The organism is Micromonospora zhanjiangensis (genome assembly GCF_042650605.1).
In the GTDB taxonomy this organism is placed as follows: domain Bacteria; phylum Actinomycetota; class Actinomycetes; order Mycobacteriales; family Micromonosporaceae; genus Micromonospora_J; species Micromonospora_J zhanjiangensis.
The window spans coordinates 376,061-400,934 of the sequence record NZ_JBHSBN010000002.1; the positions used below are offsets into that span (position 1 = coordinate 376,061).

18 protein-coding genes and 3 pseudogenes are annotated in these 24,874 nt (G+C 71.7%); 16 read left to right on the forward strand and 5 right to left on the reverse strand.

Annotation, left to right across the window (positions count from 1 at the left end; genetic code table 11):
* The first annotated feature begins 45 nt into the window (after positions 1–45).
* The gene (locus ACFOX0_RS04835; RefSeq protein ID WP_377542279.1) at positions 46–1,680 is read left to right on the forward strand and encodes a hypothetical protein; all 1,635 of its coding nucleotides are present in this window, start codon (positions 46–48) and stop codon (positions 1,678–1,680) included.
* 92 nt (positions 1,681–1,772) lie between these two features.
* On the opposite strand, the gene lexA is transcribed toward ACFOX0_RS04835, so the two are convergent.
* A complete protein-coding gene (gene lexA, locus ACFOX0_RS04840; protein WP_377542280.1) occupies positions 1,773–2,567 on the reverse strand; it encodes a transcriptional repressor LexA in 795 nt (264 codons plus the stop codon).
* Positions 2,568–2,846: 279 nt separating this feature from the next.
* On the opposite strand from lexA, the gene ACFOX0_RS04845 reads away from it, so the two are divergent.
* From ACFOX0_RS04845 to ACFOX0_RS04880, 8 genes and pseudogenes are all read left to right on the forward strand, one after another.
* A complete protein-coding gene (locus ACFOX0_RS04845; RefSeq protein WP_377542281.1) occupies positions 2,847–3,191 on the forward strand; it encodes a LysM peptidoglycan-binding domain-containing protein in 345 nt (114 codons plus the stop codon).
* A 283-nt stretch (positions 3,192–3,474) separates the two neighbouring features.
* A complete protein-coding gene (nrdR, locus tag ACFOX0_RS04850) occupies positions 3,475–3,972 on the forward strand; it encodes a transcriptional regulator NrdR (RefSeq protein ID WP_377542282.1) in 498 nt (165 codons plus the stop codon).
* A gap of 91 nt (positions 3,973–4,063) precedes the next feature.
* Positions 4,064–5,719, forward strand: a pseudogene (locus ACFOX0_RS04855) (vitamin B12-dependent ribonucleotide reductase); the annotation flags it as partial.
* 429 nt (positions 5,720–6,148) lie between these two features.
* Positions 6,149–6,973, forward strand: a pseudogene (locus ACFOX0_RS04860) (LAGLIDADG family homing endonuclease); the annotation flags it as partial.
* Between the two features lie 24 nt (positions 6,974–6,997).
* Positions 6,998–8,239, forward strand: a pseudogene (locus ACFOX0_RS04865) (TSCPD domain-containing protein); the annotation flags it as partial.
* 185 nt (positions 8,240–8,424) lie between these two features.
* A complete protein-coding gene (locus ACFOX0_RS04870) occupies positions 8,425–8,841 on the forward strand; it encodes a hypothetical protein (RefSeq protein WP_377542283.1) in 417 nt (138 codons plus the stop codon).
* Entirely contained in the window at positions 8,838–9,263 is a 426-nt protein-coding gene (locus tag ACFOX0_RS04875) for a hypothetical protein (RefSeq protein ID WP_377542284.1), read from the forward strand. The genes ACFOX0_RS04870 and ACFOX0_RS04875 overlap by 4 nt, the downstream gene beginning before the upstream one ends.
* Positions 9,264–9,319: 56 nt before the next feature.
* The gene (locus tag ACFOX0_RS04880) at positions 9,320–9,976 is read left to right on the forward strand and encodes a class I SAM-dependent DNA methyltransferase (RefSeq protein ID WP_377542285.1); all 657 of its coding nucleotides are present in this window, start codon (positions 9,320–9,322) and stop codon (positions 9,974–9,976) included.
* A gap of 177 nt (positions 9,977–10,153) precedes the next feature.
* On the opposite strand, the gene ACFOX0_RS04885 is transcribed toward ACFOX0_RS04880, so the two are convergent.
* Positions 10,154–11,701, reverse strand: a complete 1,548-nt coding sequence (locus ACFOX0_RS04885) for a sugar transferase (RefSeq protein WP_377542287.1) — start codon at positions 11,699–11,701, stop codon at positions 10,154–10,156.
* Positions 11,702–12,040: 339 nt separating this feature from the next.
* Between ACFOX0_RS04885 and ACFOX0_RS04890 the strand changes: the two genes are divergently transcribed.
* Genes ACFOX0_RS04890 through ACFOX0_RS04905 form a run of 4 tightly spaced genes read left to right on the forward strand, consistent with a single transcriptional unit; the run spans position 12,041 to position 17,268 of the window.
* Positions 12,041–13,159: a glycosyltransferase gene (locus ACFOX0_RS04890; protein WP_377542288.1), complete on the forward strand. Its 1,119-nt coding sequence runs from the start codon at positions 12,041–12,043 to the stop codon at positions 13,157–13,159.
* On the forward strand, positions 13,146–14,795 hold the full coding sequence (locus ACFOX0_RS04895) for a hypothetical protein (RefSeq protein ID WP_377542290.1): 1,650 nt from the start codon (positions 13,146–13,148) through the stop codon (positions 14,793–14,795). Before ACFOX0_RS04890 ends, ACFOX0_RS04895 begins: the two co-directional genes overlap by 14 nt.
* Complete coding sequence (locus ACFOX0_RS04900; protein WP_377542291.1) at positions 14,792–16,027, forward strand: glycosyltransferase; 1,236 nt, start codon at positions 14,792–14,794, stop codon at positions 16,025–16,027. The genes ACFOX0_RS04895 and ACFOX0_RS04900 overlap by 4 nt, the downstream gene beginning before the upstream one ends.
* The gene (locus ACFOX0_RS04905; RefSeq protein WP_377542292.1) at positions 16,024–17,268 is read left to right on the forward strand and encodes a hypothetical protein; all 1,245 of its coding nucleotides are present in this window, start codon (positions 16,024–16,026) and stop codon (positions 17,266–17,268) included. The genes ACFOX0_RS04900 and ACFOX0_RS04905 overlap by 4 nt, the downstream gene beginning before the upstream one ends.
* 49 nt (positions 17,269–17,317) lie before the next feature.
* On the opposite strand, the gene ACFOX0_RS04910 is transcribed toward ACFOX0_RS04905, so the two are convergent.
* From ACFOX0_RS04910 to ACFOX0_RS04920, 3 genes are all read right to left on the reverse strand, one after another.
* Positions 17,318–19,330, reverse strand: coding sequence for an acyltransferase family protein (locus tag ACFOX0_RS04910; RefSeq protein ID WP_377542529.1), 2,013 nt, complete (start codon positions 19,328–19,330; stop codon positions 17,318–17,320).
* Positions 19,331–19,689: 359 nt separating this feature from the next.
* Positions 19,690–20,847, reverse strand: a complete 1,158-nt coding sequence (locus ACFOX0_RS04915; protein ID WP_377542293.1) for an LCP family protein — start codon at positions 20,845–20,847, stop codon at positions 19,690–19,692.
* A gap of 106 nt (positions 20,848–20,953) precedes the next feature.
* Positions 20,954–22,405, reverse strand: coding sequence for a trypsin-like peptidase domain-containing protein (locus ACFOX0_RS04920; RefSeq protein WP_377542294.1), 1,452 nt, complete (start codon positions 22,403–22,405; stop codon positions 20,954–20,956).
* Positions 22,406–22,636: 231 nt separating this feature from the next.
* Here ACFOX0_RS04920 and ACFOX0_RS04925 point away from each other — a divergent pair, with 231 nt between their 5' ends.
* The 3 genes from ACFOX0_RS04925 to ACFOX0_RS04935 all read left to right on the forward strand — a co-directional run bounded on the left by ACFOX0_RS04925 (position 22,637) and on the right by ACFOX0_RS04935 (position 24,861).
* Positions 22,637–22,918, forward strand: a complete 282-nt coding sequence (locus ACFOX0_RS04925) for a DUF5522 domain-containing protein (RefSeq protein WP_377542296.1) — start codon at positions 22,637–22,639, stop codon at positions 22,916–22,918.
* 11 nt (positions 22,919–22,929) lie between these two features.
* Complete coding sequence (lhgO, locus tag ACFOX0_RS04930; RefSeq protein ID WP_377542297.1) at positions 22,930–24,117, forward strand: L-2-hydroxyglutarate oxidase; 1,188 nt, start codon at positions 22,930–22,932, stop codon at positions 24,115–24,117.
* A 189-nt stretch (positions 24,118–24,306) separates the two neighbouring features.
* Positions 24,307–24,861 carry a hypothetical protein gene (locus ACFOX0_RS04935; RefSeq protein ID WP_377542299.1) on the forward strand — a complete coding sequence of 185 codons (555 nt, stop codon included), beginning with the start codon at positions 24,307–24,309 and terminating at the stop codon, positions 24,859–24,861.
* Positions 24,862–24,874 lie beyond the last annotated feature (13 nt).

Genomic DNA, 24,874 nt, shown 5'->3' on the forward strand with positions numbered 1-24,874 from the left:
TCACCGGTACCTCGCCGCACGGGCGCGCCGTGCGACACTGGGCCCATGCGGCGCGGTGTCTCCTCGATCATGATGGTTCTCGGCCTTACCGTCGCGAATCTTCCGTTCGCTGCGAGCGCCGCCGCGGCCGGTCCGGTCGCCGGGCCGGCCGGTCCGGCCCTGGCCGGCCGGGCGGCTGCCGGTGGGCAGAAGGTCTGCAAGGTCACCGACGCCCGGTTGCGGGAGTTGTCCGGGCTGGTGGCCACCAAGACCGGTTACATCGTGATCAACGACGGTACGGAGATCGCGAACCGCAAGCGGGTCTTCTTCCTCGACGCCAAGTGCAAGGTCACCAAGGCGGTCGAGTACAGCGGCAACGGGCCGCGGGACACCGAGGACCTCGCCCTGTCGGCGGACGGCAAGACGCTCTGGATCGCCGACATCGGCGACAACGCGACCAGCAGCGACCGGCGGACCAGCGTCGCGCTGTGGAGCATGCCCGCCGACGGGTCGAAGAAGCCGGTGCTGCACCGGCTCAGCTATCCGGAACGCAAGCCGCGCGACGCCGAGGCGCTGCTGATGGCCGACGACGGTACGCCGATCATCATCACCAAGACCACCGGCAAGGCCGAGGTGTTCACCCCGACCGCCGCGCTGAAGACGGACAACACCGATCCGGTCCCGATGAAGAAGGCCGGCGAGGTGACGCTGCCCAAGACCACCACGGAGAACCCGCTGCAGGCGGCCGGGCGGTTGGCCATCACCGGCGCCACCCGGTCGGCCGACGGCAGCAAGGTGGTGCTGCGCACGTACTCGGACGCGTTCGAGTACGACGTCGCGGGCGGGGACATCGTGAAGGCGATCACCACCGGTACGCCCCGGGTGACGGCGCTGGCCGACCCGTTCGGCGAGGCGATCGCCTACTCCGCCGACGGTGCCTCGTACGTGACGGTCTCCGACGCGGGGACGCTGGGGGACGAAGCCGAGGTCAACATCCTGACCTACCAGCCGACCACGGCGACCGCGCCGGTCAACGTCGAGGCCACCGCCGGCAAGTCCGGGTCGAAGGGTTCGTTCCTGGGCTCGCTGACGCTGCAGGACATCACGTACCTGATCGGAGCGGTCGGCCTGCTCGGCGCGATCCTGGTCGGTGTCGGCATCTTCGGCATCATGCGGGCCCGCAAGCGGCGGGCCGAGGAACCCGGCGAGGACGACCGGTCGACGGGCGCGGCGGCTGGCTCGGCACCGCCCCCGCCGGTCACCCCGGCCCGCGGCGGGGCGGCCCCGGCCCGCGGCGGGCCCGAGAACAGCGGTGGTTGGGGGCGGCCCGAGGACAGCGGCGGTTGGGGGCAGCCCGGCGCCCGACCGGCGAACCACCCCGAACCGGGTGGTGCCGGCCGTCCGGCCGGTGCCGGTCGGCCGGGTGGCGGCGGGGTCTACGGCGGCGGCAAGCCCGCGGGCGGGGTCTACGGCGGCGGTGGCGCCACGCGCCCGGCCGGTGGCGTCTACGGCGGCGGACAGCCCCGTGACCAGGGCGGCGGTCCCGGTGGCAATGTGTACGGCGGCGGCGGACCTCGCGGCCGGTACCACGACGAGGGCCCGGTCAACGGACGGCCGCCCGGCGGTCCGCAGGGCGACCGCGGCGGGCCGCGCCGACAACCGCCGCCGGGGCGTGGTGGCTACGACGACGAGTACCGCTGAGCCGACGGACGGCTACCGGACCGGGACGGGACGGGTACCGCTGAGCCGACGGCGCGGGCACGGGTGGCCGTGCCCGCCTTCGGTCGGCGCGGTCAGATCCGGCGCAGCACCGCCACGACGCGGCCCATGATGGTGGCGTCGTCCCCGGCGATCGGGTCGAAGGCGGGGTTCTGCGGCATCAACCACACGTGCCCGTCCCGACGCCGGTAGGTCTTCACGGTCGCCTCGCCGTCGAGCATGGCCGCGACGATCTCGCCGGAGTTGGCGGTCGGCTGCTGCCGGACCACCACCCAGTCACCGTCACAGATCGCCGCGTCGAGCATCGAGTCGCCCTTGACCTGGAGCATGAACACCTCGCCCTCGCCCACCAGCTCGCGGGGGAGGGGGAAGACGTCCTCGACCGCCTGCTCGGCCAGGATCGGGCCACCGGCGGCGATCCGGCCGAGCATCGGCACGTACGCCGGGGTGGGTCGTTGGGCCCGGGCGGCCTCGTCGTCGACCAGATCGCTGGGCGGCCGGACGTCGACCGCCCGGGGCCGGTTCGGGTCGCGCCGCAGGAAGCCCTTCCGCTCCAGCTCCTTGAGCTGGTAGGCAACGCTGGACGGGGAGACCAGGCCGACCGCCTCGCCGATCTCACGCACGCTCGGCGGGTAGCCGTAGCGCTCCACCCAGTCCCGGATGAACTCCAGGATCCGTCGTTGCCGGGCGGTCAGATCGGCGGTCACCAGGTCGGGGAAGGTGCTCACCACCGGTGTGACCGAGCGCACCGCGGGCGGCGCGTTGCGGGTTCGCGTGGCGCCCCGACGGCGCGCGGCAGTGGCGCCCGCCTCGGCGGCGGCGCTCGGGTGCGGCTGCTTCTGCCGGCTCGTGCGGTCGTCGGTCGACACGTCCGTCCTCCCTGGTTCGGCGGTGAGTGCCCGGTGCTGCTGGATCCGGTGGCGCTGGCTGTCGTGCTGGTCGCTGCGGTGCGCCCGGTGCCGGTCCGCCGCGGTTCGCACCGCGGCGGTCGGCGCCGGTTGTTCATGACCGTATAGGTGAGATCGGTCAGTTTCAAACATCTGTACGACCTGCCTTCGGCGTGTCGTGGCCGGAAGCTCGACATCCGTACGCCTGTTCTGATAGACCATCGTACGTCCGTTCGATAGAACGGGTGTACGATCTTGGAGGTGGCCGTGGCTGCGACGGGTCTGTCCGGGGCGCGGAGGTCGGCGACGGCGGGCGGTGGTCGGCTGCGGCTGACCCGGCGGGGGCGGGTCGCGGTGGTCGTCTTCTTCCTGCTGTCGCTCACCGGGCTGGTGCTGGTGCTCGCCCCCGCCTCCCGGGCCGGCGGCCCACCCGGCCCGGACCCGGTCGCCGTCGTGCAGCCGGGCGACACGCTCTGGTCGGTGGCCGAGCGGCATCTGCCGGGCCGGGACCCGTTCGCCACGATCGCCGAGATCCGGCGACTCAACGGGCTGCCCGACAACGTCGTGCACCCCGGTCAACGGCTGGCGCTCCCGGCCCGCCGGTAACCCTCCGCCCGGTCCCGGTGTTGGGTGAGTGACGACGCGCCGGGGGTGAGTCACGGCACGTCGGCAACACGCCGGCCAACTTGACCACGACCGGCCCGCGGCCTACCGTCGACCCCTAGATGTAGTAGTCACACGGGTGTAAGTCGTCCACAGGTTGGGTTCGACCACCCGAGGCTCTCCGGTAGGCTCCACACCGGCGACGGTCGCCCGACGGCACCGGCCGTCGGGGTCGGCGCGTGCCCGGAAGGCCGGTGGCGTCCGGGGCGACGAGAGGAGAACGGCCATGCGGTGCCCGTACTGCCGGCACGCCGACTCCCGGGTCGTCGACTCCCGCGAGGCCGACGACGGCCAGTTGATCCGCCGCCGGCGCTCCTGCCCGGAGTGCGGCAAGCGGTTCACCACCGTCGAGGAGCCGGTGCTCGCCGTGGTCAAGCGCAGCGGGGTGACCGAACCCTTCAGCCGCACGAAGATCATCGGCGGAGTGCGGAAGGCCTGCCAGGGTCGGCCGGTCGACGAGGACGCGATCGCCCTGCTCGCCCAGCGGGTGGAGGAGACGGTCCGCGCCAAGGGCGCCGCCGAACTGCCCAGTCACGAGGTCGGACTGGCCATCCTCGGCCCGTTGCGCGATCTGGACGAGGTGGCCTACCTCCGCTTCGCCAGCGTCTACCGCTCGTTCGACTCGTTGGCGGACTTCGAACGGGAAATCGAGGAACTGCGCGCCGCCGCGGCCGCCCGGACGCGGTCCGCCGAGGGCGCCGCCGCCGGAACCGGCGACGGGTGATCGCGGGCCCGGCCGTACCAACTGGATTCTTTTGTTTTGATCATGACGGATGTGCGGCGGGTCGACCGCGCACGCGAGGGGGCGGATGAGTATGGCGGCGGATGGCGTGACAGTCAGCAAGGGACGGAACCGGGCGACCGGGCCGACCGGGCTCAAGGTCGAACGGGTGTGGACCACCGAGGGCGTACACCCGTATGACGAGGTGACGTGGGAACGCCGCGACGTCGTGATGACGAACTGGCGGGACGGCTCGATCAACTTCGAGCAGCGCGGGGTGGAGTTCCCCGAGTCCTGGAGCGTCAACGCGGCCAACATCGTGACCACCAAGTACTTCCGCGGCGCGGTCGGCACCGCGGAGCGGGAGTGGTCGCTGCGGCAGCTCATCGACCGGGTGGTCAAGACCTACCGGGCGGCGGGCGAGCAGCACGGCTACTTCGCCTCCCCGGCCGACGCCGAGATCTTCGAGCACGAGCTGACCTGGATGCTGCTGCACCAGGTGTTCAGCTTCAACTCGCCGGTCTGGTTCAACGTCGGAACCAGCTCACCTGCGCAGGTCTCGGCATGTTTCATCCTTTCTGTGGATGATTCGATGGATTCGATCCTCGACTGGTACAAGGAAGAGGGGCTGATCTTCAAGGGTGGCTCGGGGTCCGGGGTCAACCTGTCCCGGATCCGATCCAGCCGGGAGCTGCTCTCCAGCGGGGGCACCGCCTCCGGCCCGGTCAGCTTCATGCGCGGCGCGGACGCCTCGGCCGGCACCATCAAGTCCGGCGGCGCCACCCGGCGGGCGGCCAAGATGGTCATCCTGGACGTCGACCACCCGGACGTCGAGGAGTTCGTCGTCACCAAGGCCCGCGAGGAGCACAAGATCCGTGCGTTGCGGGACGCCGGCTTCGACATGGACCTGGGCGGGTCCGACATCGTCAGCGTCCAGTACCAGAACGCCAACAACTCGGTCCGGGTCTCCGACGAGTTCATGCGGGCGGTGGAGGAGAACGGAAAGTTCGACCTGCGGGGCCGGCTCGACGGCGCGGTGATCGACACCATCGACGCCAAGGGACTGTTCCGCACCATCGCCCAGGCCGCCTGGGAGTGCGCCGACCCGGGCCTGCAGTACGACGACACCATCAACGACTGGCACACCTGCCCGGAGACCGGTCGGATCACCGCGTCGAACCCGTGCTCGGAGTACCTGCACCTGGACAACTCGTCCTGCAACCTGGCCTCGCTGAACCTGATGAAGTTCCTGCGCGCCGACGGCGGCTTCGAGGTGGAGAAGTTCGTCCGGTCGGTGGAGTTCGTCATCACCGCGATGGACATCTCGATCTGCTTCGCCGACTTCCCGACCGAGAAGATCGGCGAGACCACCCGCGCCTACCGGCAGCTCGGCATCGGCTACGCCAACCTCGGCGCGCTGCTGATGGCCAGCGGCATGCCGTACGACTCGGAGAACGGCCGGTCGCTGGCCGCCGCGATCACCTCGCTGATGACCGGTACGGCGTACCGGCGCTCGGCCGAGCTGGCCGGCGTGGTCGGCGCGTACGACGGGTACGCCCGCAACGCCGAGCCGCACAAGCGGGTGATGCGCAAGCACGCCGCCGCCAACGACGAGATCAAGCCGGCCGGCCCGGTGGCCACCGCGATCGTCCGGGAGGCGACCCGGCAGTGGACCCAGGGCAACAAGATCGGCGAGAAGTCGGGCTGGCGTAATTCGCAGGCCTCGGTGCTGGCGCCCACCGGTTGCCTCACTCCGGACACCATGGTCACCACCGACCGAGGGCTGATGCGCCTCGGTGAGATCGGCGATGTCTACGGCGACCGCTGGCAGGACTTGGACATGCGGGTCTCCACGGACGAGGGTGCTCGCCAGGCGACGAAGTTCTTCGTCAACGGCGAGGAACCCACTCGACGCGTGGTGACCGACGGCGGGTACCGGATCCAGGGCACCCTGGCCCACCGGATCAAGGTCGTCGACCCGCAGTCCGGTGAGTGGGTGTGGAAGCGGATGGCGGACGTCGCCGCGGGTGACGTGGTGCCGATCCAGCTCGGCACGCTGGTCGGCGAGCCGCGACGGGTGCCGCTTCCGGTGCTTGACCAGGCGTACTACACCGACGACCGTCGTTTGCACGTGCCCGACGAGGTCGACGCGGACCTGGCCGAGCTGGTGGGCTACTTCATGGGCGACGGCAGCCTGCACGCCAAGGGCATCCGGTTCTGCGTGGCGGACACCGACCTCGACGTCGTCGAGCGGCTCCGGGTGCTCGGCAAGGGGCTGTTCGGCCTGGAACCGGTCGTGACGGCGCAGACCGGTTACCAGGAGGTGACCCTGCAGTCGGTGCGGCTGGCCCGGTGGTGGCAGGCGGCCGGTTTCGCGAAGGTCCTGCCGCACGCTGACCACGGTGGCAAGGGCTGGACTCCGCGAGTCCCGTCGGCCCTGCTGGAGACCAACGATGTCACCGTCTACGCGGCATTCCTGCGCGGCCTCTTCGAGGCCGACGGGACGGTGCTGGCCGGCGTGCCATCGGTCTCGACGTCGACGGAGTCGTTCGCCGCGGAGGTGCGCACGCTCCTGCTCACGCTCGGAATGGCGACGACCACCCGGCGCACGACCAGCGGTATGGGCTCCGACATCTGGCAGGTCCGGCTGCGCAACATGGAGCACGCGATCGGGTTCGAGGAGATCGTCGGCTTCATCGGCGACCGTAAGGCCCGGCTGCTGGTCGTCGAGCCGACCCAGACCGGCAACCGGGACCGGATCCACCTGCCCGCACCGGTCTGGGACCTGCTGGTGCCGGCCGGGCACGAGCTGCGCGGCCCGGTCGTCCAGTCGCTGCGGAAGACCGGCGGGGTGCCCCGGGCGGTGGCGATGCGGATCTTCGCCGAGACCGGCGACGACCGGCTGGGCCAGGCGCTCGGATACCTGTTCGAGACGGTCGCGGCGAACGAGGACGGTGGCATCCAGCCGACGTACGACCTCTCGGTGCCGGCGAACGTGACCTACGTGGCCTCCGGCTTCGTGAGCCACAACACCATCGGCCTGATGATGGACTGCGACACCACCGGGGTCGAGCCGGACCTGGCCTTGGTCAAGTTCAAGAAGCTGGTCGGCGGCGGGTCGATGCAGATCGTCAACCAGACCGTGCCGCGCGCCCTGCGCAGCATCGGGTACCCGGAGGAGCAGGTCGAGGCGATCGTCGAGCACATCGCCGACCACGGTCACGTGGTGGACGCGCCGGGCCTGAAGACCGAGCACTACCCGGTCTTCGACTGCGCGATGGGTGAGCGGTCGATCGCCCCGATGGGGCACGTCCGGATGATGGCCGCGGTGCAGCCGTTCATCTCGGGTGCCATCTCCAAGACGGTCAACATGCCGGAGGCGGCCACCGTCGAGGACGTCGAAAAGATCTACTTCGAGGGCTGGAAGCTGGGTCTCAAGGCGCTGGCCATCTACCGGGACAACTGCAAGGTGGGCCAGCCGCTGTCGGTGGCCAAGACCGAGAAGGCCACCGCGCCGGCACCGGTCCAGGCGGCCGTGGCGGAGAAGACCGTCGAGAAGGTCGTCGAGTACCGCCCGGTGCGCAAGCGGCTGCCGAAGAAGCGCCCGTCGGAGACGGTCTCCTTCTCGGTGGGCGGGGCCGAGGGCTACCTGACCGCGTCGTCGTACCCGGACGACGGGCTGGGTGAGGTCTTCCTCAAGATGTCCAAGCAGGGCTCCACCCTGGCCGGGGTGATGGACGCCTTCTCGGTGGCCATCTCGATCGGTCTGCAGTACGGGGTGCCGCTGGAGACGTACGTCAGCAAGTTCACCAACATGCGGTTCGAGCCGGCCGGCATGACCGACGACCCGGACGTCCGGATGGCCGCCTCGGTGATGGACTACATCTTCCGTCGGCTGGCGCTGGACTTCCTGCCCTACGAGCGGCGGGCGGAGCTGGGCATCTTCACCGCCAAGGAGCGGGCCGCCCAGCTGCGCGCCGAGGCCGACGCGGAGGCCGGGGTGGACCTGACCGCGATGGCCGCGTCGGCACCGGTGGAGGAGAAGCACGACGCGGTCGAGACCGGTTCCGACGCGGTCAAGGCCACCGGTTCGACGGAGGTCGCGGCGGCCAAGCCGGCGCCGCGGGTCGGCTCGTCGACCGAGTTGCTGGAGGCGGTGATCGGCAAGGCCGCCGACGCGCCGCTCTGCTTCACCTGCGGTACGAAGATGCGCCCGGCCGGCAGCTGCTACGTCTGCGAGGGCTGCGGCTCCACCTCCGGCTGCAGCTGAACCCGGCCAGCGGGTACGGACAACTGAATTCTGTTAGTCGCTGATCGGGGAGTCGGGCTTCGGCCCGGCTCCCCGATCTCGTTCTCACCAGCAGCGAAAGTGAGGTACGGTCGTTAACTGAGTACGTGAGGTACTTGACGTACGTATGTCGGCGCTCCGGTGTTCGAGCGGGTAGGGGAGTTGCCATGTCTGCCATCCATTTCGATAGTTACACCGAGGCGCGGGCCCACCTGAAGGACCTGCTTGACGCGGCCGAGCGGGGTCGGGTCGCCACCGTGCGGCGGGATAACCGAACGACGGCTTTCGTCGACCGTGAGCGACTGCGCTTCTTCCTCGCCGCCGTCTGCCCGTCCCGGGCCCAGGTCGTCGCCGAGGACGGCGGATGGTCGGTCTTCATTCCGGGTCTGCCGGTGGCTGCCGACGGGGCCTCGTTCGAGGAGGCCCTCGACGAGATGGTGGTCGCCCTACGCGAGTACGCCGAGGACTGGCAGGACCGTCTGCTCGACGCGCCCAACCACGCTGGCAACTGGGGTCTCGTCCAACTGGTCAGTCTCAGCGACGACCCCCAGTTGCGCGATTGGCTGGTCGGGTCCGGACAATGAACTGGCCACAGCCGACCCGGCAGGCGCACGAGAAGTTCTGCCATGTGGAGGACTGGAAGCGGGTACGGGATGCCCGGGGTCGCTCCGGAACCCATCACGTCACCTATGAGCTCGTGTTAACCAATGGCCACGTGTTGCGGACCCGGATCTCTCACCCCGTCGATCGCACCACCTACGGTCCGGGTATCTGGACCCATATCCTCCGTGATCAGCTGCAGGTTGACGAGCCCGCGTTCTGGTCTTGTGCGCGCGACGGGATCAGACCCGACCGGGGCGAGCCCAAGGTGCCAGCCGAAGCGCTGCCCGCCGAACTCGTTCATCTGCTGATCAGCCGAGTGGGCTTGGAGGAGGCGCAGGTCGCGACCTTCACCAAGGAGGAAGCGGTGGCGAGGTTGAACCGTTACTGGACCGAGGGCGGCTGACGAGAGCCGGACGGCGGATGGTTTCGCCGTGAAGACACCGGCTACGGTGACCGACCGTGGCCGAATCCCCGCATCTGATCGAGACCCGGACCGCCTACGACACCGTCGCGCACAACTATGCCGAGGTGTTGCGCGACGAGTTGGCGAGAAGACCGCTGGACCGGGCGATGCTCGCGGCGTTCGCCGAACTCGTGCCGACCGGTGGCGGGCCGGTGGCGGATCTCGGTTGCGGACCCGGCCGGATCACCGCGCACCTGTGTGATCTGGGACTGACCGCGTTCGGTGTCGACCTGTCGCCAGGGATGCTCGCGGTGGCCCGCAGGACGTACCCCGACCTGCGGTTCGACGAAGGTCAACTGGCCGACCTGGACCTGGCCGACAAGTCTCTCGGTGGCCTGGTCGCCTGGTACTCGATCATCCACACCCCACCCGAGCTGCTGCCGGCAACGTTCGCCGAGTTCCACCGGGTGCTGGCCCCGGGCGCCCCGGCACTGTTCGCGTTCCAGGCGGGCGAGGAGAAGATGCGGCTCGAGGACCGGCTTGTGTACGGGCACCACGTCAGCTACGACGTATACCGGTTCGCGCCGGAGTGGATCGTCGAGCTGCTGGACCGTGCCGGGTTGGACATGCGCGCCCGCTTGATCCGCGAACCGGAGGGATCGGAGAAGACCCGGCAGGCGTACCTGCTTGCCGCCCGACCGGGGCCGAGGTAGCTACACCCGCAACGCGGGCAGGCGTCGGCTCGGCGACGGCGAGCAGTGGGACGGCGACGCCGGAGACCCGGTTGCCCACCTCACCGACGGTCTGACCGGTCCACGGCAGCAGGAAGTTCCGGCTGCGCAGCAGCGGCGCGCGCGGTGCCGGCGCGGTCGCGGAGACGAGTTGCCGGCTCAGTGGCCACCACCACGGAAGACCTCGGCGACCGTACGGATCAGCACCTTGACGTCCAACCAGAGGGACCAGTTGTCGATGTAGTAGTTGTCGAAGCGGGCCCGGTCGGAGATCGGGGTGTCGCCACGCAGCCCGCTGACCTGGGCGAGCCCGGTGAGTCCGCTGGGTGCCCGGTGCCGCAACGCGTAGTTGGGGTGCTCGGAGGAGAACTTCTCCACGAAGTAGGGACGCTCCGGCCGGGGACCGACAAGCGTCATGTCCCCGCGCAGGATGTTCCACAACTGCGGCAGTTCGTCGAGCGAGGTCCGGCGCAGGAACCGGCCCACCGGTCCGATCCGGGCGTCGTGCGCCACCGACCAGTTCGTCTGCGACTCGACCTCGTCGCGGGGTCGCAGCGAGCGGAACTTGAGCAGGTCGAAGGGCCGACCGAACCGGCCCACCCGGCGCTGACGGAACAGCACACCCGGCCCGCCCTCGACGCGTACGGCGAGGGCGCACAGGGCCAGCACCGGGCTGACCAGCAGCAACGCCAGCGAGGCGAAGGTGATGTCCGACGCCCGCTTCAACGCCCACCGCGGCCCGGTCAGGGTGGGCCGGCGCAACTGGACCACCGGGATCGCGCCGATGTGGTCCGGTCGGGTGCCCTGACCGTGGAAGTCGCGCAGCCGGGGGACCGCCCACAGGTCACGACGCATGCAGTTGGGCTGCCGGACCAACTCCATCAGCTGCGCGTCCGAGCCGCTGGTGTCGGCGACGATGATGACGTCGCAGTCGACCGCGACGACAAGTTCCTCCAACTGGTCGAGGGTGCCGATCAGCGGCATCAGCTCGACCGAGTCGTGTTCGGCGCCCACCGCGTCCACGAAGCCGACGAAGCGCAGGCCGTACTGCGGGTAGCGGCGCAGCAGGCGGGCGAGTTCGGCGGCGACGGCACCGCCACCGACGATGATCGCGCTGTGTTCGACCCAGCGGCGGCGTCGGGCGACCTGCACCGCAAAAGTGCTCGCCGCGCGACCGAGGACCACCAGGACGGCCGAGAGGACCATGCTCCGCAGGAAGCCGAAGACGTAGTCGACGGACTCGTGCCGGACCGCCGCGACCATCGCCACCATGCCCGCGACCACCAGCAGCCGGCCGAGCAGGCTGGGTAGCAGGTCCAAAATGCTCAGGTGCCGGCGGCTGCGGTAGAAACCCGCGGTGGCGAAGACGACCACCGTGAGCGCGCCGGTGAAGAGGGTGCCCTTCCAGTAGCTCTGGTTCCAGGCCAGGGGCGCGAGGACGGCCATCAGGTCGACCGGCATGGCGAGCATCCAGGCCCGCAGGGAACGGGTGCGCTGGGCCCGTGACGATCCGACGTAGGGCAGGACGAGCGTGGTCGCCGATCGTTCGGGCAGCGCGGTCGGGCCGGTCCCCGTGCCGGGCTGCCCGACGGGACGGAGCGGGTCGGGCCGGCCGGGCGGTCGGGCCACCGGGGGGGCCACCGAGGGCTGCGCGACCGGGATGAACGTGCCGTGCTGGTCGTCCGGGCGCCGACGCTGCTCCGGCACCGAGTAGGTCCTTCGGCGCCGACCGAGGGGAACGCCCGGCGGATCGGTCGGCTCAGCCACCGTCCACGGCCCCGGCCTGTCCTCGGTCCCGTCGAGGGGAAGCCAGGGGCGCTGCTGACGGTCGTGGTGTGAATCAACCCCGTTATTCAACACAGTCCCCGTGCTGGCCCTCGAATCGCAGCATGAGCCGCAGCGTGCAGGATAGCGGCGCGGCCGACGCCGCCGCAATCGGCGCGGTGCGGCGCACGGTTGACATCGTCGGGTCGAGACGCTTGAGTGATTCGGTTCGCCGGCCGGGATCGGGCGTCGGTGCGGGCGGTACGGGGGACTGGCGGTCGGGTGAGCGGGGTCGGGATGGGTGGGGCGGAGGCAGTGCTGGCGGGCCGGTCGGTCGCTCTGGTGCACGAATGGTTCAGCGCCACCGGCGGTTCGGAGAACGTGTTCCTCGCCATGCACGAGCTGGTGCCGCACGCCCGCGGCTTCGTCCTCTGGCGGGAGCCGGATGCCGGCCGCGGTGAGCAGTACCAGCAGTCCTGGCTGGCGCGGACGCCGCTGCGGCGGAGCAAGGCGCTGGCCCTGCCGGTGATGCCGTTGGCCTGGCGCTCGCTGACCAGGCAACCCTTCGACGTGGTCATCTCCTCCAGCCACGCGTTCGCCCACCTGGTCCGGACCGGCCCGGCCGCGCACACCCGGTACCTCAGCTACGTGCATTCGCCGGCCCGCTACCTGTGGAGTCCCGACTTCGACGGCCGGGGCGCCAACCCGCTGCTGGCCGCACCCCGCCGCGCGCTGCGGGCGGTGGACGTCCGGCTCAGCCGGCACGTGCACAGCTACGCGGCGAACTCGGTGGAGGTGCGGTCCCGGATCCGGCGGTTCTGGGGGCGGGACGCGCGGGTGATCCACCCGCCGGTGGACGTGGAGTACTTCACCGACGCCCCGGCCGCGGTACGCGACCAGGAGCGTCGGTACCTGCTCGGGGTGGGGCGCTGGGTCGCGTACAAGAATTTCGACCTCATGGTCGAGATCGCCGAGGCGGCGGGCGAACCCCTGGTCATCGCGGGGTCCGGGCCGCAGGAGACGGCCCTGCGCCGGGCCGCCGGCCGGGCCTCGGTCCCGGTGGCCTTCGAGCCGCGGCCGTCCCGCGAGCGGTTGCGCGAGCTCTACTGGGGAGCGTCCGCGCTGCTCTATCCGGCGCACGAGGACTTCGGCATCATCCCGGTGGAGGCGCAGGCCTGCGGTACGCCCGTGCTCGGCCTGCGCCGGGGCGGGCTGCTGGAGACGGTCGTCGAGGGACGGACCGGCTTCCTGCTCGACGACACCGACCCGGCCTCGTACGCGCGGGCGGTCCGTCGGTTGGGCGAGCTGGACCGGCCGGGGACGGTCGCCCACGCCGCCACGTTCTCCACCGAGGTCTTCCGGGACGCCATGACGCGATGGGTACGAGATGCGACCGCCTGAGACCCGCGTACGGCTCCGTCCACTCCGTCCGCTCCGTCCGCTCACCGCGGTCGCCCTGCTGGGCGGTGCCGCGCTCATCGCGCTGCTGGCCGTGACGGTGATCGCACCGCACCCCACCGTCGCCGGGGTGCTCGGCCTGGTCGTCGTCGTGGTCTGCCTGACCGCGCTCTACCAGGCGACCCGGTCGGGTTTCTTCGCTCCGGTGGCGGTGACCTTCTGGGCCTTCGTCGTGGTCTGGGTCGGCTTCGCCCCGCTGCTGCAGATCCGTGACCGGGTGCTGCCCTGGCCGGACACCCCGCTCTACCAGTTCTACGTCACCGCCCAGGTGATCCTGCTCTTCGCCGTCCTGTCGTTCTGGGCCGGCTACCAGCGCTCGTCGCGGTCGGAGTCCCGCCGGGACACTCCCGGCCGGGTCGGGCGGGGTCCGCGGGCGGCCCGGCGGGGTCGGCTGGCCCGGTGGACGAACGGTCTGCCGTCGGTGACCGTGACCGTGGAGAAGGCGCTGGTGGTCACCGCCTTCGCCGCCGGGTTGACCGTGGTCTGCCTGCCGCGAACGGGTGGTCTCGCGGTCCGGTTCGCCGATCGGGACACGTTGGACGCGGCCATCGTCGCGGCCGGGCTGCGCGGCGGCCGCGATCTGGCGATGTTGGGCCTGCTGAGCACCCTGCCGGCCGCCGCCGGAGTGGTCGCCCTGGTGTTGTGCCTGCTCTGTTGGCGCAATCGGAGCGCTCGGGGCCGGCGGGGCACGATCCTGCTGACCGTGGCAACCGTCGTCGCCGGCACGGTGAACCTGATCTACAACAATCCGTTGAGCGCCACCCGGTTCGCCTCGTTCAGCGTGCTGTTGGCGGCCGGGTTCGCCCTGCTGCGGTTCGACCGGAGGCGCTGGCGGGTCGCCTTCTCCTGGGCGATCCTGCTCGGTCTGTTGGTGCTCTACCCACTGGCGAACCTCTTCCGTAACGAGCAGTCCCGGCAGGACCTGAGGGTCGGACTGGGCGCCTACTACACGTACGACTTCGACGGCTTTCAGCAGACGGTCAACGACGTGTACTACGTGAGCGTCCACGGGCACACCTGGGGACACCACATCGCCTCGGCGTTGTTGTTCTGGGTGCCGAGGTCGCTCTGGGAGGGCAAGGCGATCGGTGCCGGGAACGTGCTGGCGGCGAGCCGGGGTTACCAGTTCCAGAACCTCTCCCTGCCGTTCTGGGCCGAGGTGTATCTCGAGTTCAGCCTGCTCGGTGTGATCGTGCTGTTCTACTTCTACGGACGGCTCGCCCGCCGGCTCGACCTGGCGTTGCGGGAGCGGCCGGCCGGGCTGGGCACCCTCGTCACCGTCGTCTTCGCGGCCTGTCAGATCGGGCTGCTGCGCGGTTCGCTCGGCGGGCAGATCCCGTTCGCCGGTGCCGCCTTCGCGGTCGCCCTGACCGGCGTCACGCTGTGGCGGGGAGCGGGTTGGGGGCTGACCCGATCACCCGGCGAGCGACCGGCGGCGGAGTCCGGCACCGCTGCGGAACCCGCCACCGGACCGGCTGCCGGTGCCGCCGGGCCGGACCCTGGCAGCGACGGGCCTGCTGCCGGTGCCGCCGGGCCGGTCACCGGGCGACCGGCTCACGTGGGTGAGCTGCGGCCATGACCGGCCGGCCACGGATCGCTGTCCTGTCCGACTGGTGGTGGCCGGACGCCGCTGGCGGGGCCGAACTCGCCGCACGGGACGCGGCGTACCACCTGGCCGAGCATGCCGACGTGGCGGTGTTCGTGCCCGCCGCCACGGACCGGCGGTACGCCGACGGGCCGTTGCGCGTGCATGCGGTCCGGCGCCCGTTCGCCCGTCGCATACACGCCGACAGCAGGTTCCGGCGGGTGATCGAGTTGCTGTCCGGATGGCTGCTGCCGTTCGTCGCGGCCCGCCAGGCACGTCGGATCCGTGCCTTCGGGCCGGACGTGGTGCTCGCGCACAACGTCTCCCGTACCGGACCCTGGTTGGTCAACTGGGTCCGGTCCCGGGGACTGCGCTTCGTCCGGGTGCAGCACGACCTCAGCGACACGTGCTGGCGGCGGACGCGGCTGCGTGGCGACCGTACCTGCGCCACCGTCTGCGGTTCCTGCCGGATCAAGGTGGGTGTCCTTCGTCGAGCCAACCCGGACCACGCGGTGAACGTCTGCGTCTCCGGGTTCGTCCGGGACCAACTGATCGACGCGGGGCTCGCCGCCGCGGACCGTAGCGTCGTCGGGTACCCGTTGCCCGATCTGCTCGCGCGGCCGTCACCCCCGCGTCGGGGGGACGGCGTGGTTCTCGGCTATCTCGGACGGTTGGCCGCGGTCAAGGGCGTCTTGGCCGCGGTCCGGACCGCCGCGGCGTTCCAGCGGTTGACCGGACAGGACGTGTCGTTGCTGGCCGCCGGCGAGGGTCGACCGGAGTTCCTGGCCGAGCTGACCAGGCTGGCCGCACAGGAGTCGATCGAGGTACGACTGGCCGGACGCATGTCGGTCGACGCTTTCTGCGCCGAGGTGGATGCGGTGTTGGTCCCGTCCACCCTGATGGAGGCGTTCGGGCGGGTGGTGGTGGAGGCGGCGACCCGCGGCCGACCCGTCCTGCTCGCCCCCGTCGGCGGGCTGCCGGAAGCGGCGGCCGTCTCGGGTGGGCACTGTGCCTTCGCCGACTTCTCGGATCCGGTCCAGGCGGCGCACGCCCTGCGTGAGCTGCTCACCGAGGCGAAGACGCCCCGACCGGCACACCCGCCGGCCGGGCCCGGCTGCGCCCGGATCGGACCGGCGGCACCGTTGCTCGCCGAGGCGACCGACCTGGCGCTCCGCCGGGTGACCGGACTCCCACCCCACCGGGGGACGGGAGCGGCCGGGCGGTGACGACGCTACGGGGGAAGTCGGCGGTCGACCGGGCCGGACTCTGGTCCGGCCTGGCACTCGGCCTGGGTCAGTTCGCGCTGATGGGAACGAGCCTGATCCTCAGTCTGTCCCTGGCGTACGCCGGTGGGCTGGCGGCGGTCGGTGCGATCGCCTCCGCGGTGCTGGTCTTCCAACTGACCTGCGGCGTGCTGCAGCGTACGCTGGCGGAGGCGACCCTGTTCGCCCAGTCCCACGCGGACGCGACGGCGGACCTGCTCACCTGCCGGCGAGCCGTCGGTACCGCGCTGCTCGGTGGCGGGGCCGGTGCCGTCGTCGCCCTACTCGCCGGCCTCGCGATCCCCGGCGCGCGACTCGGTCTCGTCCTCGCCTACGTGGTGGGCATACCGTTCGCCATCGCGCTGGACATCGGCAGGTCGGCCGGGGTGGCCGCGGGTGCCGCCCGCGGGGCGTTCGTCGAAACGGCCGCCTGGTTGGCCGTCCAGGTCGGCGCCGTGCTGACCTGCGCGGCCTTCCGTTCGCCGATGGGCGTCTGCCTCTCCTGGACGGTGACGAACGTCCTCTTCGTCGCGCTGGCCGCGACCGCGCCGCACCGGCGCCCGTCCGTGTCCGGCCTGTTGGGCTGGACCCGTGCCCGGGCGGGCTCGATGGGACCGGCCTCGGTCGACGCACTGCTCAACGGGCTGGCGCCGCTGTTGGCGATCCAGGCCGCCGCGCTCGTCACCACCGCCGCGACGCTGGGCGAGATCCGGGTCTTTCAGCAGGTGTTCGCGCCGTTGGTCTTCGTGTCCATCACCCTGCGCCGGATGCTGGTCTACCGGCGCAGTCCGGACACGCCCGTCCGTCCCGGTCAGGATCTGCGGGACGGTCTGGTGGCCACGGCGCTGATGGCGGCCGGCGCCGTGGTGATCGGGCTGGCGGTGCTGGCCGGGCACGCGCTGGTGCCGGCCCTGGGCTTCATCCCGGTCGGACTGGTGCTGGTGGCCGCCGGTCTGGAGAAGGCCGCGCTGGGACTGTCCTTCGGTTGTTCCCTCGGCATGTTCGTCCGGGGACGGTGGCGTGCCCTGCTGCGCACCCGGTACGTGATGATCGTCGCAACCCTGATCGCGGTCCCACCGTTGACCGCCTGGTGGGGGGCCTCCGGCTTCCTGGTCGGCTCGGCGGCGGGGATGGTCGTCTACTCGGTCATGCTCGTCGCCCAGGCCGTCCCGCCGTCGGACGAGGCGGCCCGGGTCCCGAGCTGACCGTCCGAGCGGGACCGGGGAAGCAGCCGGGCCCATCGGGTCGGCGGCGTCACCGCAGGGCGATCTGCAGCCGTTCGTCCAGTCGGGGGGCGAGGGTACGGGCATAGGTGGCGGTCATGTGGTTGGTGTCCCGGTAGACCAGGACGCCGCCGATGACCGGGGCGCAGCGGATGTCCGGACAGATGGCGTCGTTGAGGTCCACCAACCGGACGCCGGCGAGTGCCGACGCGGCGGCCTCCTGGGCAGTTCCGGCCCCGGTGAGCGCGGCGGCCCGGTCGACGGCGCAGCGGGTCAGTTGCTCCCGGTGCACCGATACGCACTCGGCCACGTCGATCCGCGGCGCGGGCGTGTCGCGCAGCACCACCACTCGGGAACCCGCGGCCAGTTCGGCCCAGGTCCGACGCATGGCGGCGATGAGGGCGAGGTCGTTGTCGGCGCCGGCCAGGACGGTTCCGTCCCGCAACGCCTGGTAGTCGTAACTGGTGACGATGATCAGATCGGGACGCTCCCGGCGCAGCCGCTCACGCAGCGCGGTGCTCCAGGCGGCGCAGCTCGGTTCGGCGCGCCGTCTGCTGTCGTCCGCGACCGGAATGTCCAGCACCGGGCACTGCGACTTGGTGTCGACGGTCAGCCGCCAGCCCCGTTGCCGCGCGATCTGTTGCAGGGCGGGTGTCCACTGTGCCGCGTGTGAGTCACCGATCAGCGCGGCGGTGAATCCGGCGTCGCCGCTGCCGTAGACGCAGCTGTGCGGTGCGCTCTCCCGGATGCCGAGGTGACAACCGTCCCGGTCGACGTCCGGCAGGTCGCTCCGCGCGGCGAGCGGGTCGGGAGCGATGCTGTCGACCTTGTCGACCAGGGTGCTGCCCGGCGGGTCGCCGTTCCGCACGGCGTTCGCACCGATCACCGGGCCGGCGGTGCCGGCGAAGTCGACCGCCGGTGCGGTCGGCACCCGCAACGCGAGGCCGGCCATCAGCGACGCGATCATGCAGGCCAGTCCCAGCTGCAACGCGGCCTGGCGGTCCTCCGCGAAGATCCGCGCGTGGCGCACCGGCTTCTCCACCAGCCGGTGGGTCAGGTAGGCGGGTACGACGGACAGCGTCACCACGGCCAGTCCCGCCGGCCAGGCGAGACCCCCGAACCGCGCGGTGGCCAGGACGAGCAGCGGCCAGTGCCAGAGATACAGCGGATAGGAGATCCGTCCGACGGCCTGCAGGGCGGGCAGCCGCAGCAGCCCGATCGGGCCCCGCCGGCCGGCGGTCCCGGTGGTGGCGACGACCAAGGCGGTGCCGAGCGTCACGGGCAGCGCGGCGGCGCCGGGGAACGCGGTGCCGACGTCGAGCAGGAGGGCCGAGCCGAGGATGGCGGCCAGTCCGGTCCAACCGAGTCCGGCGGCGACCGCCGGGGACGGGCTGGCCCGGAACCGGGCCAGGGCGAGCAGTCCGCCGAGCGCCAGTTCCCAGACTCGGGTGGTGCTGACGAAGTAGGCCCGGGTCGGGTCGACCACCGTCTGCAGGACGGACCAGGCGAACGAACCGACGGCGACCGTGGCGACGACGCGCAACGCGATCGGCCGGAAGGCACGGCGGGCCGGGCGCCGCCGGACCGCCGCCACCACCGCGACCATCAGCAGCGGCCAGACCAGGTAGAACTGCTCCTCCACCGCCAGCGACCAGAAGTGCTGCACGATGCTGGGTGCCTGGGTGGCGGCCAGGTAGTCGACCGAGCGTTCGGCGAACCGCCAGTTGACCACGTAGAGGGCGCTGGCGACGACGTCTCCCGCGGTGTCCCGCCAGCGGACGGGGGGCAGCAGCAGATATCCCGCCACCGCCGCGGCGCACAGCACCAGCGCGGCACTGGGCAGCAGCCGACGGGCCCGCCGGGCGTAGAAGGTGGCCACGGAGAGTCGCCCGCGAGCCCGGATCTCGGTGGTGATCAGGCCGGTGATGAGGAAGCCCGAGATGACGAAGAAGACGTCCACCCCGACGAATCCGCCCGGGAGACCCGGCACTCCGGCGTGCCAGAGCACGACGAGCAGCACGGCCAGCCCGCGTAGGCCCTCGATGTCCCTCCGGAAGTTCGGGGCCGGTCGCCGGTCCGGGCGCCCACCCGCCCACCGGGTCCACCATGGCCGGCCCGGTCGTCGGAGACGGATCGCGCGTCGTGGCCGCACCGGGGTCGGTTGGATGCGGCGCGGCGCGTGGTCGTCCAGTCCGCCGTCGGGCGCGAGTCCGGGGAACCCGGCGCCCGGACCGGCACCGACGGGCCCTGTTGCGGGTGGGTGGCCGGGATGACCGGACGCGGGTGGGGCAACGAGGTACCCGCCCGCGTTCCCCGGGTACGCCGGTCCACCCGGCCGCCCCGGTGGGACAGGGCCGGACCATCGGTGGCCGGGCGGTGGGTGACCGGTCGGCGGCGGCGCGGTCAGAGGCTCGCCACCTCGGGCTGCGGGTGCGCCGCGAGCCATTCGTCGGTGCGGTCGGCCCGGATCGCGGCGAACATCTCCTCGGCTCCCTTGGTGTCCAGCAGGACGGACGAACCGGCGTCGGTCTGCGCCGTACCGCGGATGGGCGCGGTCGCGAAGGTGATGTGGTCGGTGTCGACGCTCTTGAGTTCGAGGGCGAGGTCGGTCAGGCGGGTGTTCTTGTCGACCGTCAGTGACTTCGCGGCCGTGCTGATCAGGTTGTCCAGTTTCCCGGGATCGGTGAGCATGCCGCCCTGCTTGACCTTCTGCAGCAACCCCTGGATGACGTGCTGCTGGTTCTTGATCCGGCCGAGGTCGCCGCCGGGAGTGCCCTTGCGCTGGCGGACGAATTCCTCCGCGTCGGCCGGGTTCAGGTCGTGGCAGCCCTTCTCCCACACCTTCGGGCTGAACGCCGAGTGGACCGTGTACGGGATGCAGACCCGCACCCCGCCGACGGCCCGGACCATGGCCTGCACGCCGTTCAGGTTGAGAATCATCGCTCCGCTGAGCGGGATGTGCGTCAGGTCGTACACGGCCTTGGCCGCGAGGTTGGCGCCGCCGAACGACATCGCCGAATTGATCTTGTTCTTTCCGCCGCCCCAGACGCCCCCGGCCGGCACGTTGACGTAGCTGTCCCGCGGGATCGAGGCGATGAAGGCCCGCTTCCGGTCGCCGCTCACGTGCACGATCATGATCGTGTCGGACCGCGACCCACGGTCGTCCAGCCCGGCGACCCGCTTGTCCGTCTGGTCGTCGGTGCCCAGCACCAGGAAGTTGAGCGGTGCCTTGGCCGCGGTGTTCTTCTCGCCGCTGACCTCGGGTACCTCGGTGGGCACACCGTTGAGGATGTCCTGCCGGTCGACCATGCCCTCGTAGTGGTTGCTCATCAGCTTGAGTGCGATCGCACCGCCACCGCCGAGCACGACGACGAGCACACCCACCACGATGGCCAGCTTGGAGTACCAGCGCAGCCGGCGGCGCCGCTTCTGGACCACCGCCGCGCCGTCCGCCTGGTCGGCGGTGGCCGGCCGCGTGCCCGGCTCGGTGGCCGGTGTCGTGCCCGGTTCGTCGTCGTTTCCGACGGTCGGGTCCGGGCGATCGGTCTCGGATCGGCTCAACGTCCTGTCCCCTCGGAGAGTCGCTGTCGAACGGCCACTTCGGTCGTCGCCCGCCGGTGGGCCCCGGCCGGCCCGTGGTGGATCGGGGCCACCGCCCGGCGACCGGTCAGAAGTGCCCGGGTCGATCCGGTTCGGTGTCCGGGTGCCGCTGTTCGTGCGGTGCGGGGTGGTCCGTCCCGGCGGGTGGGCCGGAGTGGGGACCCCAACCGGTCCCCTCGTACGGTGACGGCGGCCCGGACGTCATCGGCGTGCCGCCGCCGGACGTCGGCCACGGCGCCGGGGGACCGGACATCGGGAACGGCCCGCCCCCGGACACCGGCGCGTACGGGTCGCCGGCGAAGGGTGCCGGTGCAGCGCCCGGCCGGCGGCGCCAGCTCAGGTACCGCCAGCCGAGCGTGATGAGCAGGATGAGCAACGCGCCGCCGGCCGCCGACAGCCCGTATCCCAGCCAGTCCGCCGAGTTCTCCACGGCGTCGCCCTCGACGGCGTACCGGTCGCTGGCGTTGCGGCGGTAGACGTTGGCCAGCAGGTTCGACGGGGTGGCGTCGAACTCGCGGATCGCCGTGGAGTACCGCCCGGCGAAGTAGGCGTCCAATCCGCGCCGGTAGGCCCGGTCGGCGTCGCCCAACTCGTTACGGACGTTGTTCTTGCCCAGGAAGTCGGCGAGTACGTCGGTACCGACGAGCTTGCGGTTGGGTCGTTCCGGCACGCCGGGGTCCGCGTCCAGCATCGCCACCACGCGGCCGTTGTTGTCGACCGCCATCCCGCCGTGCGAGTACGGTCCGACGTCCTCACTGACCTTGAGGTAGTCCACCTTCTCCAAGGTGATGACGTCGACCAGCTTGGCCTGGACGGTGTAGGTGCCGTGATCGCCGTCGACGTCCTTGGTGTCGAAGCCGAGGATCACGGCCGTGGAACCGCGGCCCAGCCCGGCGTCCCGGTTGATCTCGACCGCCGGTAGGCCACCCTGATCCAGCTTGACCAGGGCCAGGTTGCCGTCGTCGGGCTTCTGCGCGGCGACGACCGTGCCGCCGATGGCCGGCTTGCCGGTCTGGCCGGCCGTCGCGACGTTGAGTTGGCCGCGCAGCGTCGCCTCCGGCTGGGTCCCGGGCTGTTCACCGGTGAAGTCGGCCGTCTTCATCAGGCCGTCGACGAAGCCGTTGAGTTGTCCCTCGGTGAGCTGGCCCTTGTCGACCCTGGCCCGACCGACGCTGTAGAAGGTCATCAGGCGGACGACGTCGTGGGAGGGCTGCACGCACACGCCGGTGGTCAGCACCTGCCCGTCTGGGTTGACGACGAAACCGCTGCACCGCCGGGAGACGACCTTCGTCCCGGCCTCCAACGGCCGCCCGGAGGCCTTGTCGCGGATGACGCCCTTGTAGGTGACCTCGAGGAAGACCAGGGCGGGACTCGCGACTGCCTGCGCCCGTTCGTCCACCCCGTACGTCGGAACGGCGGCCCCGGCGCCGGTCGGGGCCAGCAGGATCGGACCGGGCAGGGTCGCGAGCGCCAGCAGCGACGCGCCGAGTCGACGTCGCAGTGCTCGGCGAAGGGGCATGTCTATCTCCGAGGGGCGACAGGGGTGACGTGAGCAATGTTCGCCCTGCATTGTAGGCGTACGGCGCGAGTCCTCCTCGCCTCCGGTCGTCGGCCGACCGGCGTCGATGGCCGGCCCCACGGTGGTTGTCGGGCCGGTGGTGACGGTCGGTGCCCGGGCGGGGGCGACGTGTCGGATCCACGTCGGCGCCGGACCACGGCCGCGCCGGCAAGAGCGGTAGGGTCGGCCGGGATGGACGAGGAACGCGGGCGACGACTGCCCCTGGCGGACCGCCCGTTGGACCGGCCGGATCCGTCCCGGCTGGCGCCGGACCATCCGGGCCGGGACGGCATCCTGGCCGCCCACGCCGAGGCGTTGGCGGCCGGCCTCGCCGGCTATCCGGACCCGGAGACCGGCCTGTTCGTGTTGACCGCGGGTTTCCTGGCCCGGCGGGGCACCTGCTGCGGCCGCGGCTGCCGGCATTGTCCGTACGTCGACAGCGCGCCGGACGGGGATCGACCGCCGGCCGGGTAGCGTCGGGAGCCATGGCGACGAGGTACGTGGTGGTCGGCGGCGGCATCATCGGGCTGGCCACCGCACAGTGGATCACCGTGACCCGGCCGGACGCCGAGGTGACCGTGCTGGAGAAGGAGTCCCGGCTCGCCGCGCACCAGACCGGCCACAACTCCGGGGTGATCCACGCGGGCGTCTACTACCGGCCGGGCAGCCTGAAGGCGCGGCTCTGCACCGCCGGGAACCGGTCCATGGTGGACTTCTGCACCGAGCACGGCATCCCGGTCGACGTGTGCGGGAAGCTGATCGTGGCCACCGACCAGGCGGAGCTGCCCCGGCTGCGGGCGTTGCACGAGCGGGCGGTCGCCAACGGCCTGCCGGTGCGGATGATCGGCCCCGACGAGACCGCCGGATACGAGCCGGCGGTCGCCTGCGTCGGGGCGCTCCGGGTGGCCTCCACCGCCATCGTGGACTTCACCGCCGTCTGCGCCACCCTGGCCCGACTGGCCGAGCGGGCCGGGGCGCGGATCAGGCTCGGTGTCCGGGTGACCGGGATCCGCGCCACCGGTCGTACCCAGGTGGTCGACACCACGGACGGGGAGGTGCCGGCGGACGTGCTGGTCAACTGTGCCGGGCTGCACGCCGACCGGGTGGCCCGGCTGGCCGGGGTCCGCCCACCGGCGCGGATCGTCCCGTTCCGCGGCGAGTACTACGAGCTGCGCCGCGACCGACGGGACCTGATCAGGGGCCTGGTCTACCCGGTGCCCGACCCACGGTTCCCGTTCCTCGGTGTGCACCTGACCCGGATGATCGACGGGAGCGTGCACGCCGGACCCAACGCGGTGCTGGCGCTGGCCCGGGAGGGCTACTCGTGGGGCCGGATCGACCCGCGGGACGTCGCCGGACTGGTCGGCTACCCCGGACTGTGGCGGCTCGCCGGCCGGCACCTGGGCTACGGACTGACCGAGGTACGCCGTTCGCTGTCGAAGCGGAGGTTCACCGCCTCGCTGGCCCGGCTGGTGCCGGGGCTGACCGAGGACGACCTGGTGCCCACCCACGCCGGCGTCCGGGCGCAGGCGATCGCCCGGGACGGTTCGCTGGTCGACGATTTCCTGATCGTGCGGAACGACCGCCAGGTGCACGTGCTCAACGCCCCGTCGCCGGCGGCCACCAGCTCGCTGGAGATCGCCCGGCACGTGGTCGCCCAGTTGCCGACCTGACGCCGGAGCGGTGGGTCCCCTCGGTCACGGCGAGGCCGCGAGCCGGTCACGGCGAAGCCGCGAGCGGGCCGTGCGAACGGATCCGGTTCCCGGGGGGTTCCGCCGGCGGCGGCGAAGCCGTACGGTTTCCGACGGATTCACCGGCCGACCGGGCCGGGCGACCGGGCCGGGCGACCGGGAGGTGGCGTCGTGCGTGGGCAGCTCTGCCTGATCGGTGCCGGACTGCTGCTGGTGTCGTTGTCCGGATGCGACAAGGACGCCGCCGCCTCCACCCCGATCGCCGACCCGGCGCCGGCCGTCGTCGAGATCCCCGCCCGGGCGGCCGGTGGTGCCTGCCGGCTGCTGGACTTCGCGGTGGTCGAGCAGCACACCGGCACCCGGTTCGACGTGGCGGCGGCCAGCGAGTCGGCCGGTTCGCAGAGTTGCGTACTGCGGACCGAGGACGAGCCGCAGCCGGCGCTCATGCTGGCGGTGACCCGGACCGCGGTGGACGCGTCGATCTACCGGACCAGCGTGGTGCCGAAGGGTGCGACGACCGTCTCCGGGCTCGGCAAGGCGGCCTACCGGACCGTCCCGAAGCCGGCCGCGGGGCGCGGTGTCGGCGTCGAGATCGGTTGGCTGGCCGCCGGCGGGCGAATGGTCTGCCTGCGTTTCACGTTCCCGGCGGGCCGGGACGAGGCGGCCGACGGATTCGCCCCGAAGTTGCTCGCGCTGGCGAAGCAGGTCGACGCGCAGCCGGCCTGAGGGGGTGCGGTGC